14 protein-coding genes are annotated in these 13,869 nt (G+C 44.4%); 3 read left to right on the top strand and 11 right to left on the bottom strand.

From position 1 onward, the window contains the following. Positions 1 to 71 precede the first annotated feature (71 nt). Positions 72 to 1,532: a pyruvate kinase gene (pyk, locus tag M1D72_RS11745; protein WP_456296978.1), complete on the top strand. Its 1,461-nt coding sequence runs from the start codon at positions 72 to 74 to the stop codon at positions 1,530 to 1,532. A 52-nt stretch (positions 1,533 to 1,584) separates the two neighbouring features. On the opposite strand, the gene M1D72_RS11740 is transcribed toward pyk, so the two are convergent. Beyond that, on the bottom strand, positions 1,585 to 2,733 hold the full coding sequence (locus M1D72_RS11740) for a patatin-like phospholipase family protein (RefSeq protein ID WP_456296977.1): 1,149 nt from the start codon (positions 2,731 to 2,733) through the stop codon (positions 1,585 to 1,587). Between the two features lie 16 nt (positions 2,734 to 2,749). Continuing rightward, on the bottom strand, positions 2,750 to 2,839 hold the full coding sequence (cydH, locus tag M1D72_RS11735) for a cytochrome bd-I oxidase subunit CydH (protein ID WP_390190800.1): 90 nt from the start codon (positions 2,837 to 2,839) through the stop codon (positions 2,750 to 2,752). A gap of 670 nt (positions 2,840 to 3,509) precedes the next feature. On the opposite strand from cydH, the gene M1D72_RS11730 reads away from it, so the two are divergent. Both M1D72_RS11730 and M1D72_RS11725 read left to right on the top strand, forming a co-directional pair. Continuing rightward, positions 3,510 to 4,970 carry a sodium-dependent transporter gene (locus M1D72_RS11730; RefSeq protein WP_390190802.1) on the top strand — a complete coding sequence of 487 codons (1,461 nt, stop codon included), beginning with the start codon at positions 3,510 to 3,512 and terminating at the stop codon, positions 4,968 to 4,970. A gap of 2 nt (positions 4,971 to 4,972) precedes the next feature. Beyond that, on the top strand, positions 4,973 to 5,065 hold the full coding sequence (locus M1D72_RS11725; RefSeq protein ID WP_390190804.1) for a MetS family NSS transporter small subunit: 93 nt from the start codon (positions 4,973 to 4,975) through the stop codon (positions 5,063 to 5,065). 80 nt (positions 5,066 to 5,145) lie between these two features. Here M1D72_RS11725 and M1D72_RS11720 read toward each other — a convergent pair whose 3' ends face one another. From M1D72_RS11720 to fabF, 9 genes are all read right to left on the bottom strand, one after another. Further along, positions 5,146 to 5,562: a hypothetical protein gene (locus tag M1D72_RS11720; protein WP_390190807.1), complete on the bottom strand. Its 417-nt coding sequence runs from the start codon at positions 5,560 to 5,562 to the stop codon at positions 5,146 to 5,148. A 181-nt stretch (positions 5,563 to 5,743) separates the two neighbouring features. Next, a complete protein-coding gene (locus M1D72_RS11715; protein WP_456296976.1) occupies positions 5,744 to 6,223 on the bottom strand; it encodes an RDD family protein in 480 nt (159 codons plus the stop codon). Next, positions 6,223 to 7,845, bottom strand: a complete 1,623-nt coding sequence (locus M1D72_RS11710; protein ID WP_390190811.1) for a PTS transporter subunit EIIC — start codon at positions 7,843 to 7,845, stop codon at positions 6,223 to 6,225. The genes M1D72_RS11715 and M1D72_RS11710 overlap by 1 nt, the downstream gene beginning before the upstream one ends. Before the next feature lie 447 nt (positions 7,846 to 8,292). Beyond that, the gene (locus M1D72_RS11705) at positions 8,293 to 9,060 is read right to left on the bottom strand and encodes a TatD family hydrolase (protein WP_390190813.1); all 768 of its coding nucleotides are present in this window, start codon (positions 9,058 to 9,060) and stop codon (positions 8,293 to 8,295) included. Then, positions 9,051 to 10,016: a DNA polymerase III subunit delta' gene (holB, locus tag M1D72_RS11700; protein ID WP_456296975.1), complete on the bottom strand. Its 966-nt coding sequence runs from the start codon at positions 10,014 to 10,016 to the stop codon at positions 9,051 to 9,053. The genes M1D72_RS11705 and holB overlap by 10 nt, the downstream gene beginning before the upstream one ends. Before the next feature lies 1 nt (position 10,017). Continuing rightward, positions 10,018 to 10,650: a dTMP kinase gene (gene tmk, locus M1D72_RS11695; protein ID WP_390190820.1), complete on the bottom strand. Its 633-nt coding sequence runs from the start codon at positions 10,648 to 10,650 to the stop codon at positions 10,018 to 10,020. Then, on the bottom strand, positions 10,647 to 11,663 hold the full coding sequence (gene mltG, locus M1D72_RS11690; protein WP_456296974.1) for an endolytic transglycosylase MltG: 1,017 nt from the start codon (positions 11,661 to 11,663) through the stop codon (positions 10,647 to 10,649). The genes tmk and mltG overlap by 4 nt, the downstream gene beginning before the upstream one ends. Beyond that, the gene (pabC, locus tag M1D72_RS11685; protein WP_456296973.1) at positions 11,657 to 12,463 is read right to left on the bottom strand and encodes an aminodeoxychorismate lyase; all 807 of its coding nucleotides are present in this window, start codon (positions 12,461 to 12,463) and stop codon (positions 11,657 to 11,659) included. The genes mltG and pabC overlap by 7 nt, the downstream gene beginning before the upstream one ends. Before the next feature lie 80 nt (positions 12,464 to 12,543). After that, complete coding sequence (fabF, locus tag M1D72_RS11680) at positions 12,544 to 13,788, bottom strand: beta-ketoacyl-ACP synthase II (RefSeq protein ID WP_456296972.1); 1,245 nt, start codon at positions 13,786 to 13,788, stop codon at positions 12,544 to 12,546. Positions 13,789 to 13,869: the final 81 nt, after the last annotated feature.

Raw genomic sequence — 13,869 nt, 5'->3', positions numbered from 1 at the left:
TATACGTTAGGCTGCAGCAATTTCATCCTGAGTGCATATACTTACTAAACATTTCTAACAAGGATCTTGCTATGATTTCTGCTTTAAGAAAAACCAAGATAGTCACAACCCTTGGCCCCTCAACAGACGGCGAAGGGATATTGGAGTCGATGATTGTCGCCGGCGCCAATGTAGTGAGAATGAACTTCTCTCACGGCAGCGCCGATGACCACCGACAGCGCGTTATTCAAGTCAGAAACATCGCAGCGCGCCTTGGCACTCATGTCGCTATTCTTGGCGATCTTCAAGGCCCGAAAATTCGCATCTCAACCTTTTGCGATGGCAAAATCCTTCTGGGCGTTGGCGACAAATTTACGCTAGATAGCGAATTACCTCCCGGAGATGGACACCAAGAAGCGGTTGGCCTTGATTATAAAAACTTGCCCAATGACGTGAGTGCAGGCGACATCTTACTGCTTGATGATGGACGAGTGCAGCTTAAAGTCACTCAAGTCGACGGATGTAAAGTTCATACCCATGTGATGGTTGGCGGGTATCTGTCAAACAACAAAGGCATCAACAAGAAAGGCGGCGGCCTTTCAGCGGATGCGTTAACAGAAAAAGACAAAAGCGATATTCTGCTCGCTGCCGAGCTCAAAGTCGAATATCTTGCCGTCTCATTTCCTCGTAATGGCGCTGACATGCTCTATGCTCGTCGATTAGCACGAGACGCCGGGCTCGACACCAAATTGGTCGCTAAAGTTGAACGAGCCGAAACCGTCGCCAATCAAGAAAATATCGACGATATCATTCGCGCGTCTGATGCGATCATGGTGGCACGTGGTGACTTAGGGGTTGAAATTGGCGACCCAGAATTAATTGGTGTCCAGAAAAAGCTTATCCGTCGTTCAAAAGAGCTCAACCGCATCGTTATCACGGCGACGCAAATGATGGAATCCATGATGGAAAATCCGATGCCTACTCGCGCTGAAGTAATGGACGTGGCAAACGCCGTACTCGATGGCACTGACGCCGTTATGCTCTCTGGAGAAACTGCCGCGGGTAAATACCCCGTTGAGACCGTGCGTTACATGGCCGACGTATGTGTCGGCGCAGAAAAAACCATGGAGTATGATCAACAGACCTATCGTATTAATACCATATTTGCGACCGCAGAAGAGACAACCTCGATGGCCACCATTTATGCCGCAAACCACATGGAAGGCATAAAGGCGATCATCAACCTCACCGAATCAGGACGCACAGCAGTAATGACCTCGCGCTTGAATTCATTTTTACCGATTTTCGCACTCTCCAAGAATGACACGGCGCTCAATCGCTGCGCTCTATATCGTGGCGTGACGCCTATTTTCTTCGATAGTAAAAACGAAAATGGTATTGAAGTCGCTAATGCGGCGATAAATACCTTAGAGAAGCTGAAGCTGCTGCAATATGGCGATATGGTGATCATCACCCAAGGCGATATCATGGATGTCGAAGGTAGTACCAATTGCATGCGTATTTTACCGGTTGGAGGCGGTAGTGACATTTAGTTCTGACGATAAAAAAGGCCACATAAGTGGCCTTTTTTGACATGGACTGAGATTATGATTTCACACTTAAATACGTATCCACAAATTGGTATCCCGCGTTTAAGCCTAATTCATAATCATGGATTAAATCATCAGGCTTACTCAACAGTGACGTTGATTTTAGTGGCTCTGCTGGGCGAATTTGCACGATAAAACAATCGTCTGGTGGCTCACGTAAAAATTCTTCAGTAAGCGAATAGGTTTGATAATGAACCATCAACATATCTGCGAGCCCGGCATCAAACTTATCGCCAAGTAGATGGCTCATTCGATAGATATCATCAGCGCCAAATAACCATCGGCCACCATTCATAGGTTCAATCAAACCTTGGCTCTTCTTCTGCTCTTTTGAACGCTCAATTTGCTGAAAGAAAAAGTTATTCCAATCTGATTTCCACTTACTAAAGCGCTGCTGCCAATGCCCTTGAATAGAAGAAAAGGATTCTCTAAACCATTCAAGTTCTCGAAAACGCTCGACTTCGGTCGTTTCTAATGAAGCAAGTTGCTTCTCTTGCCCCAGCGTTTCACTTTCAGTACGTATCGCAACGATTAAACGGGCGTTTTGTCGCCAAGCCTCTTGAACGGGAATCGACGCTGAAACGCCGCCATCCACATACAGCTTACCGTCAACCTCCACCGGTTGATGATACAAGCGAGGAATAGCACAAGATGCAATTAATGCTTTAAACCAATTGTCACCGAGCATCGGCAAATACGCATCAAGCATTGTCGCACTGTCCGTCACAGCCGCCATTGCACGACGCTTTCCAAGTACACGGCGTCCCATATCAATATCGAGTTTATAGGGATACTCACAAATCTTATTCAAGGCCCAATCTAAATCGAGGTACTGCTTTCGACGGATATAACTGAACAGATGAAAAAACTGAGGGTCAGTGGTCAATTCAGTGATAAAAGAGCGAGCTAACCCACTTTGACGACAAAGAAATGCACAGAGGTTAAGAGCACCAGCGGAAGTGCCATAAAACTCGTCAAAGGGGTCAAAGTTAGAAAGAAGAAAAGCATCCAGCACACCGGCAGTAAAAATACCACGCTGGCCGCCACCTTGAGCGACTAAAGCATTTTTTCCACCAGTGTATTTTTGAAATTTGTCGATATCTAACGTGGTAGCAGTGTGAGTAATAACACCACTATTGTTCATTTTGCTACCACCATGCTTAGGAGCCGATGGCAGTTAAACCAAAACCAAAAATAACCAGATAGGCAACGGCGACGATTGCTAAAGCAAACTTTAGATTATTTTGCATAAATACCTCCAATCAGATGTAACAAAGTAATAACAGACTCGAAAACATTGTTCAATTTATACTTTGATTACCCGTATAAGTCTGGAGTAATCATCACAGATTATGAGGATAAATAATGAACTTCAAGCACCTAGTATGAAACGAAAGAACTAATAATCCGCCTGTCATTTTACAGAATGAAATGTTTGAAAAATAAACAACTTTACATTTCAATATACTAGTATGCAGAGATTAATCAGTGTTTGTCTCTTACTTTTATCTAATAAATATATCTCTAGTAATAAAAGAATAGATAAAACCATAAACTACAAACATCAAAAATATCAGTTCAATTATCCATATGACGGCTAAAAATCAACACACTACCCTTCAAAGTCATGATGTTATCCATTTTAGATTCTATTGCTTTCAAAGTGATTAATCGGTAGTCTTCCCGCTTATGCGTAGCTGAATATTTCAGTATTCGCAGACACACATTGCACAATTAAGAATAAAATTCTGAGTTTTCATTAATCAATCAAAATAATAAACCACATACTGCTCATTAATTAGAAGATATAGCACTTGGGTGCTATCTAGCTAAGCTAAGAAATTGATGGATCTTAGCGAGCATTAAAGGTCACGATGATTAAAGAAGCTTCATACCTCAGGGAGTTGTAAGGAGTTAACAATGAAGCGAGAACAATGGGGATCCCGTGCTGGATTTATCCTAGCTGCCGTAGGATCTGCAATTGGTTTAGGAAACATTTGGCGTTTCCCATATATGGCCTATGAAAATGGGGGCGGAGCGTTCTTCATCCCTTATCTATTTGCCATGATCACAGCCGGCATACCTTTTATGATTCTTGAGTTTAGCATGGGCCAAAAGTACCGTGGCTCAGCACCAAAAACTCTTAGTCGAATCCACCAAAAATTTGAATGGCTTGGCTGGTTCCAGGTTGGCATTGCTGCGATTATTGCCGTCTACTATGTTGCTGTTATCGGCTGGGCAATTTCGTATTTTTCGATGTCATTTACTCAAGATTGGGGAACCGATACTAACGGATTCTTCTTTAGCGAGTATTTAAAACTCGGTGATAACTCACCAACCAACCTTGGTGACATTCAATGGAAAATTGCCGGCACCATGTTGATTGCTTGGGCGATCACCTATCTTGCGATCGTTGGTGGTGTAAAAGCAGGCATTGAGCGTGCCTCAAAAGTCATGATGCCTGTGCTATTTGTTATGGTAATCCTGCTGATTGCACGCATGGCCTTTTTGCCAGGAGCATTGGATGGCGTCAACTACATGTTCGAACCTGATTTCAGCAAAATCTGGGACGTTAAAGTGTGGGCTGCAGCTTATGGGCAAATTTTCTTCACCCTGAGTATTGGCTTTGCCATCATGCTCGCATACTCAAGCTACTTGCCAGAGAAATCAGACATCACCAACAACGCATTTATGACCGTGTTGCTAAACTGTGGTTTCTCTATCCTTTCAGGCATTATGATCTTCTCTGTCTTGGGTTATATGGCTCAAGAACAAGGTAAAGAACTGACAGACGTCGTTTCTGCTGGTGTTGGCTTGGCCTTCGTTACGCTACCTGCAGCAATCAACTTGCTACCTGCGCCGTACATCCTTGGTCCACTGTTCTTCTTTGCACTTGTCGTTGCGGGTTTGAGCTCCCATATTTCTATTATGGAAGCGGTCACATCGGCAGTCATCGATAAGACAAAGTGGAGCCGTAAGAAAGCCGCGAATATCGTGATTGGTGTTGGCTTTGTTATTTCCATGGCGTTTGCCACTAACGGCGGATTATTGCTGCTCGACCTTGTTGACCACTTTGCAAATAACATTGGCATCGTGGCTGGCGGATTGATTGAAATTCTACTTATGGCATGGCTACTGCGTAAAATCCCTGAAGTCCGTGAATACGTAAACGCGATTTCAGACTTTCGTGTGAGCTACTGGTTTGATGTATGCCTTCTTGTGGTAACACCAATCATTCTTGCTGTGATTCTATCGACTAAAGTCCATACTCTGCTTACTGAAGGCTACGGTGGCTATGACCTTACCCTCGGTTGGGCCATCATCGCTATCTTGTTCGTCGGTAGTGTTCTAGTCAATGTAACGAGTCGTAAGGAGTACTAACGATGACAACAAGCGCAATCATTATGATGATTATCGGACTTGGTATTACTTGGGGCGGCGCTGCAGTTTGTATTCGCCGTGCAATGAAAAAGTAATACAAGGCTTATCATTACCTAGCAAAAAGCCGACCTTAAAGGTCGGCTTTTTATTTGAATAAAAAATAGTGAAAAGAAAATTAGAAGCGATACTTGATACCCGCAGCAGCGCCAATTTGCAGTTCGACATCACTATGTAGGTCCAACTCAGGCTGCACTTGACCGTACACTTCCCAGTTATGCGGTAAGCTCCAGTTGATGCCGATAGGAAGACGAGCACCGAAGTCATCATCCCATTCAGCCCAAGCACCACCACCCACATACCAGGTCAGTGGGTATTGAGTGTCTAAATCGCCTTGAGCGAAGAGATAGTCAAAAGCGACACCGTCATTACCCACAATGAACCGCATGGTTCTATTGAGCTCTACAACCGCGCTTAGCTGCTGATCTACAGCGAGGCCCACAGCAAGTGATGAATCTTGAGTCTGCGCTTGGGTCGCCACAGAGAATGAACTAAAGCATGCGAATAAAATCCCTGCACTTTTTAAACTTCTCATTTTGCTCCTTACCTTTTTTATTACTCAATAATCGAAACCACTAAACTCTAAAACTCATTGACGCGATTAATGTCAGTCTTATGTAAGTAACCGATAAAAACATCATGAAATCACCAGACATAAAAAAGCCGACGTATTATTACGTCGGCTTTTATTCATTTAGTGCTGGTTTCTCGAGCGTTTAGTTTAGCGTTACTGTCGCTTGCATTTTCTTGTCATGGTATGGCAAACGAGAAAATGTGTAGTACTGCGCTGCGCTATACGCGGGATAAATACCTAAAGTACAAATGCTCAAACAAATTTTGTAGAACTCTCGTGTTAAATAGGTATTGATCGTTACGGGTTGGGTTTCGTCTTCTAGAGCCACGACTTTTAAACGTAAGAAATAACGCGCTAAAGAGTTGCTAAGGAATCGATAACACACCCAATGATAACCAACATAAATGCCAATAAAGAGCATCAAAATAAAAACGTATAGCGCTAAAAGTAATGGCAGCGCCGCTGGGTCGTTTAAATTGAGGGATTCAACTAAGCCCCCACTTTTAACGCCGACGCTCATGATAGCCATCACGGCGCCGACCAGCACTTGGGTAAACATTTTGGCTATCGATAAGTCGATAACAAATGCTCCTGTACGTTTAAATTTTTCTCCGATACTCATTACTTACCAAGTTTAGAGTTAATCTGAGCTTTGTAGCCTGCAGCTTCAGCACCGTAGATAGCTTGGATACCAGTGTCACCCACTTTCACAAGACCACGAGCACCTAGCTCTTGAGTCCAGTAATCGTTGTCCTTAACTAGGTTACCGTCTTTTACAGTGATACGTAGACGTGTAATACATGCGTCAACGTCAACGATGTTCTCTTCGCCACCGAGTGCTTCGATCATAGCAACGGCTTTAGAGTCATCACCACCCGCTGAACCAGATTTAGCATTACGGTAATCTTGTTTAGATACAACCGCTACAGCACTGCCTTTACGACCTGGAGTCTTAACATCAAATTTCAGGATGTACCAACGGAATAGGAAGAAGTAAATAAATGCGTATGCGATACCAACAAGTGGGATAAAGTACCAGTGGTTATTTGCACCGGTCACACCTGGTAGCACACCAAACAAGCTAAAGTCGATGAAGCCGCCACTGAATGTCATACCCACTTTTACACCCAGTACGTCCATCAGCAAGAATGATAGACCTGCTAGAGGCACGTGTAGTGCGTAGTAAAGTGCTGGAGACAAGAATAGGAAGGTGAACTCAATTGGTTCAGTGATACCGGTTAGGAACGCAGTTAGCGCAACTGAGAACAATAGACCACCAGCGGCTTTTTTGTTTTCAGTGTCAGCTAGAGAGTACATTGCGTAAGCGGCAGCTGGTAGACCGAACATCATGAATGGGAACTTACCAGTCATAAAGTTAGTTGCAGTAAATTGTGAGAAATCACCTGTCGCTAGAGAAGCGAAGAAGATGTTTTGAGTTCCTTTCACAACTTCACCTGCGATCTCAGCAGTACCACCGATCTCTGTTTGCCATAGTGGCAAGTAGAACACGTGGTGAAGACCTACAGGAATCAATGAACGTTCAATAATACCAAAAATAAATGAAGCAATGTAGCCTAGGCCAGAAGCACGTAGTTCACCTAGAGCCATACCGATTGCGCCAAATGCAGCACCAAAGAAAGGCCAGATAAAGGTTAGAACGATGCCGTAGAACAATGCTGCAAATGCGCTGATGATTGGAACGAAACGAGAACCACCAAAGAAACCTAGGTAGTCAGGTAGTTTTGCATCATGGTATTTGTTGTGAAGGATAACAGTGATTGCACCAGCAATTAGGCCACCAAATACACCCATACTTAGTGTGTTATCGATACCTAGAGCAGAAGACAGGATACCTGAGTAGTGGCTGCCCATGAGCACAACAGTGTTTGTATCGGCATCAATCATGCCACCAACAACCAGTGTCTTAGCAATCGCAACGTTCATTACTAGGTAAGAAATTAGCGCAGCCAGAGCAGCAGCACCTTTTTCCGCACGAGCAAAACCAACTGCAATCGCCAATGCGAACATAACAGGAAGGTTAGCGAATACGATACCACCAGCGGCAGTCATAATTTGTAGGAAGCTATTTAGCGCTGTACCATCTTGTAGCACACCAACATTGTACGCTTCGATCATTGCGGGGTTAGTAAAACTACCCCCGATACCTAGCATAATACCGGCAGCTGGCAACAGAGCTATCGGTAGCATGATAGATTGTGAAAGTTTACTAAAGAAACCTTTCATAGATTTATGCTCCTGATAAAGTTATTAGAATTGTATGGGTAACTAACGGCACACCCCCATGGCCTTTAGGTTAGCACCCACAGAAAATGTAACTACTTGTAAGAGTATATTTTCCGGCTCTAAATATATCTTGATGCTCGACAAACTTTCTAGCGACTTAGAAAAATAAGTTTCAAACTAAGTGACAGATCACAGTCCCTCAGCGATTGTGAAATGGATTTCAACAATACAGTCTATTGTTTTTAAAAGATTTTTTATCTTCATCGATTAATTTCGATGGGTAAACAAAATAGACGACTTTGTTATTTTTTTAACAAAATTATCATTTGTGCTAATTTTAGCCACTGATACCAAAACCGCCCTACCACTTGAACAAACAATGTGCTTAAGTTCATGGAAATTAAAAAAAGGAGACGAATTGTCTCCTTTTTGTGCTTAATTTATTTTTTACCGTAAAAAAAGATTTCTGAAGTTTTGTGTCGTCTTTTCAGCAACTTCATTCATAGAAACCGATTTCAACTGAGCAATATAAGCAGCAACCTCGACAACATAGGCCGGTTGATTCTGTTTTCCACGATGAGGCACCGGTGCCAAATAGGGTGAATCCGTTTCAATGAGTAAGCGATCTAACGGCAGAGATTTCACCACATCTTTTAGCTCCGTCGCCTGCTTAAACGTGACGATGCCAGATATAGAAATATAAAAACCAAGCTCCATCGCAGCCTTAGCAAAGGCAAGATCCTCGGTAAAACAGTGAATAACCCCGCCACACTTCTCTGCGCCACCTTGCTTGAGGATATCCAACGTATCCTGACGCGCATTTCGTGTGTGAATGATCAATGGCTTATTAAGCTCGACGGCGAGTTCCACTTGTTGCTGAAAACGTAGCTTCTGTAAATCAGCTGTTTCTGGTTCGTAATGATAATCTAACCCCGTCTCACCAATTGCCACCACGCGTGGATGTTTGGCATACTGATGCAGTGTATCAAGCGCAAAATCACTTTTAACATCAAGAGGATGCACGCCACACGAGGCATAAATGTTATCAAATGGCTCGATCATCGCCAACATGCTGGGAAAACTATCTAACGTCACGCCCACAGATAAAAGTTCCGTGACATTCGCCGCTTTCGCTTTCGCCACGACATCGGCTATATCATTATGGATATCTTGATAGTCGAGCTTATCAAGATGGCAGTGTGAATCTACAAACATGCTTCCCCTTCAAATTTTGTTAACCAATTGATAATCATCAGCTCCTTATTCAGCCCTGTATGTATATTGAGTTGTTTTATCAACGCTTCTAGTGCTTTGCTTTGAGTATAGAGCAGATCATAAGAGGCTTGATTTGCCAATTCAGAAGCTTGCGGTGAACAATGCGCTTCATGAATAGAAAACAGGACTTTTTGCGCGTCGACTAATAAGTACCAAAGCCATGCTAAGCTTTCTGTCCCCTCAGAGGAAATTTTTTTCGCCAATTCAATGAGTTGTGAAGAATCTCCTGCCACTAGATTTATCAGCATTGCGCAGATTGCCTGATACTCACTCTCGCGTTTTTGCTCGATAAATTGCCGAGTTTTTAACGGGGATAAGCCATTAATATGCGGCACATGTTCGCCAACCGTATGCCCTAATGTTGCTGATAACCATCCTCCGAGCTCATTGGCAGAAGGAGGCGCAATATGCCATTGTTGACATCGACTGATGATTGTTGGCAATAAACGCTGTGACTGATGTGCCAACAGTAAGAACACACAATGCTCGCTGGGCGTTTCTAAGGTTTTTAGTAATGCGTTGGCCGCCGATTCATTCATCGCGTCGGCGGGAGAAATGACGATCACCCGAGTCCCGGAAAGTTGCGATGACTCTTGAGCAAAGCGGTTACATTGGCGAATTTGGTCGACAGAAATTGATTTCCCTTCTTTTTCTGGCTCGATACGATGAAAATCTGGATGAGTATTGGACTTCATCAATTGGCAACTGTGGCAAAACCCGCATGGCTCGGAATTATAGTTGCTGCACATCAACGCTTGGCTGACGCGCTCGATGACCCACTCTGCGCCCATACCGGATTCTGCGATCAATAAACTGGCATTGGAAAAACGTCCAGACTCCAAGTTTTTTTGCCACTGATGCCAAACAGGATCGAGCCAAGGGTACCACATCTCCATGTTAGAGTTGCTCCAACCAATTGTTCAACGCGTTGTGAATCTGCTCTGTCACTTCGCCAATCGACAACCCAGCATTCACTACGACAACACTGCTATCTTGCTCTGCAAGCTCCAAATAACGTGTTCGAGTACGTTCAAAAAAGCTGATATCCATTTTCTCGATACGATCGAGTTCTCCGCGTCCACGCGCTCGCTCAAGCCCAATACGAGGGTCAATATCGAGATACAATGTAAAGTCAGGCTTAAACTCACCGAGAATGGTGTTTTTAAGTGCTTGCATGGTTTGTGGTGAAATCTGCCGACCGCCCCCCTGATAGGCTTGAGATGACATATCGTGGCGATCTCCCACTACCCAAGTTCCACTTGCCAGCGCTGGCTTAATCACTGTTTCGACCAATTGCACGCGCGCTGCATACATCAGTAGCAACTCGCTCATATCCTGCAATGCTTCTCCGGCATGCTCTTCTTTCACTAATGCACGCATCTTTTCAGCCAGCACGGTGCCGCCAGGTTCACGGGTATTAGTGATATTTTCAATCTTGTGTTGTTTTAGGGTTGCTACGATAGCTTCAATCGCAGTGCTTTTGCCTGCGCCTTCTAAGCCTTCTACAACGATAAACTTTGCTGATTTCATTTTTGACTTCTTAATACTTTCAGATAAGCACGAACTGCTCGGTTGTGCTGGGTCAGTGTTTTGGAAAAAACATGCCCTCCATTACCGCTAGCGACAAAATACAGATAGTCGCTCTGCTCTGGGTTCAACGCAGCTTCTATTGATGCTTTTCCTGGCATCGCAATTGGCGTCGGCGGTAAACCAGAAATCACATAGGTGTTATATGGCGTCGGTGTCCGTAAATCTTTTTTTCGAATATTGCCTGTGTATTTATCGCCCATCCCGTAAATCACCGTTGGGTCTGTTTGCAAGCGCATTCTACGTTTCAAACGATTAATAAACACGGAGGCAACACGGTGGCGCTCAGATTCAATCGCCGTTTCTTTTTCAATGATTGATGCGAGAATCAATGCCTCGTATGGCGATTCTAACGGTAAATCCTGTTGCTTGCTCTGCCAAGAACTATCTAAGATAGTTTGCAATTTTTGGTGCGCACGTTTAAGAATATCCAGATCCGATGTTCCAACGGTGTAGTGATACGTTTCGGCTAAAAATAAACCTTCAAGATTCCCGTGCTCGATGCCGAGCGCCTTGGCTATCTCTTGCTGAGACATGCCATCCGTCACGTGTTTTAGATGCTCCGCAGACTCTAGCCCCTGTTGCCATTCTTTAAACTGGCTACCTTCAACAAAGGTGATCGCGAACTGATGCTCTTTTCCTGAAATAAACAGTTCAAGTGCCTGCTGAAGATCCATACTAGGCTTTAACTGATAAGTACCCGCTTTAATTGCGGTTAGCTGCGGATATTGAAAGCGTAACAGCTTGGCGTAAAACTGATGCTCAATAAGTTGACTATTTTCAAGTTGATTGAGCACCAAATTTAAGCTCGTTCCTTGCTTTACAGTAAACAGTTGTGGCTGTTGAACTTGAACAGGCTGTGAAACGTATTGCGTTACTTTTTGGGTAACGTAAACATAAGCGCCAATGACTAGAATGAGAGTAGCCAACCCAATTATAAATAGCTTTTTTAGCACGACTTAAAATGCTCCTGAAGACGTCTAGTTTGATTTCCGGCGGTATAGTGTATCTCTCCCAAAGAAAGCACGGGGGCAATACCTAAGATCGCATTCGTCATAAAGATCTCATCACTTTGCTCAAGGTGAGAGAGTGGGTATCGGCCCTGTTCCACGCATTGTTGTTCTGCTCTCAATTGATCGAGCACATTACGCCTCATTACACCAGCAACACCGGCAAAATCCAAAGCTGGGGTGAACCATTTATCCGCGTGGCGCCAAAACAAGTTGGCCATCGTGGTTTCAACCACATACCCTTCTATATCGAGAGCAACGCCGTCCACAAGCCCTTGCTGGTCAATTTCTCCCTTGAGAAGAACCTGTTCCAAGCGATTATTGTGTTTTAGCCCAGCAAGCATTGGGTTGAGCCCAAGTCGCTGGCGACAAACGCCAAGATGCATACCCTGATGACGTAATACTTTATAATGATCCGGAAATGCAAAAGCGCTGATTGTAACACTAGGAGAGTGAACTTGAGTAGGGCTATAGCCTCTTCCACCCTCACCTCGACTAATATGAATTTTGATCCCTGCGACAGATTCAGGCATTGCTGCCATACGAACCCAATCGGCCACTTGAGTCCAGTTTGGTGAGGGAATCGATAATTGATTGAGGCTGCGATCCATGCGTTCCACATGATGCTGCCAAAACTCAGGCTTGCCATCACGCATCAGAATTGTGGTAAAGCACCCATCACCGTATTGAAATGAACGGTCAGTTCTCGCCACTAAATCGCTTTCAACACCATTAACCCAAAACACTACTGACTCCTTTCGATAAAAAAACGGCTCAATGCAGTGAAGCACTAAGCCGTTTTTAACATACAAACTCGATGACCCGGTTAAATCTTTTTAAAGATCAATGAACCGTTGGTGCCGCCAAAGCCGAAAGAGTTACATAGAGCGTACTCCATGCCTTCTACCTTACGTGCTTGATTTGGCACTAAGTCAATCTCTAACCCTTCTTCTGGGTTATCTAAGTTGATGGTTGGTGGAACCACTTGATCAACCAGAGACATAATCGTGATGATCGATTCAACAGAACCTGCCGCACCCAATAGGTGGCCCGTCATTGATTTTGTTGAAGACACCAATACCTGCTTCGAACCAGCTTCACCAAGAGCACGTTTGATGCCTTTGATTTCCGCCACATCTCCTGCTGGCGTTGATGTACCATGCGCATTGACATAACCGATCTGTTCGCCAGAAAGGCCCGCATCACGCATCGCCGCTTCCATCGCTAGTGCTCCACCTGAACCGTCTTCACTTGGAGACGTCATATGATAAGCATCACCTGACATACCAAAACCAACCAATTCAGCGTAAATTTTCGCACCACGCGCTTTCGCATGTTCGTATTCTTCTAATACGATAACGCCAGCGCCATCACCAAGCACAAAACCATCACGGTCTTTATCCCAAGGGCGAGAGGCTTTGGTTGGCTCATCGTTACGAGTCGATAGTGCTTTCGCTGCGCCAAATCCTGCCATACCAAGAGGCGTTGATGCTTTTTCAGCACCGCCAGCTACCATCGCTTCACAATCGCCGTAAGCGATCATTCGCGCTGCATGACCAATGTTATGAAGACCCGTGGTACACGCAGTAGAGATAGCAATGTTTGGACCGCGAAGTCCACGCATAATAGAGAGATTACCAGCAACCATGTTTACGATGGTTGAAGGTACGAAAAATGGGCTGACTTTACGTGGACCCTTCTCGACTAATGCCTTGTGACCGTTTTCGATAAGATCTAAGCCACCAATGCCTGAACCAATTGCAACACCGATGCGGGCTGCATTTTCTTCAGTCACTTCTAAGCCAGAGTCATCAAGAGCTTGAAGACCCGCCGCAATACCGTATTGGATAAACAAATCCATCTTGCGGGCGTCTTTTTTAGACATGTACTCTTCGCAGTTAAAGTCTTTGACTAAACCTGCAAAGCGAGTTGAAAAATTAGTAGTGTCAAAATGATCGATATTCACGATACCACTTTGACCAGCTAGCAGGGCTTTCCAAGATGATTCTACAGTGTTGCCTACCGGTGACAACATACCCATGCCAGTGACAACAACACGACGCTTGGACACGATTCTATTCTCCGGAATTGAAGTTGTTTTATGAGAGGTAGAGAAGATAAAACACAGGCGGCCAGAAGGCCGCCTGGGAGA

The sequence above is a fragment of the Vibrio sp. AK197 genome, assembly GCF_053903115.1.
This window is presented reverse-complemented; position numbering and strand designations above follow the sequence as displayed.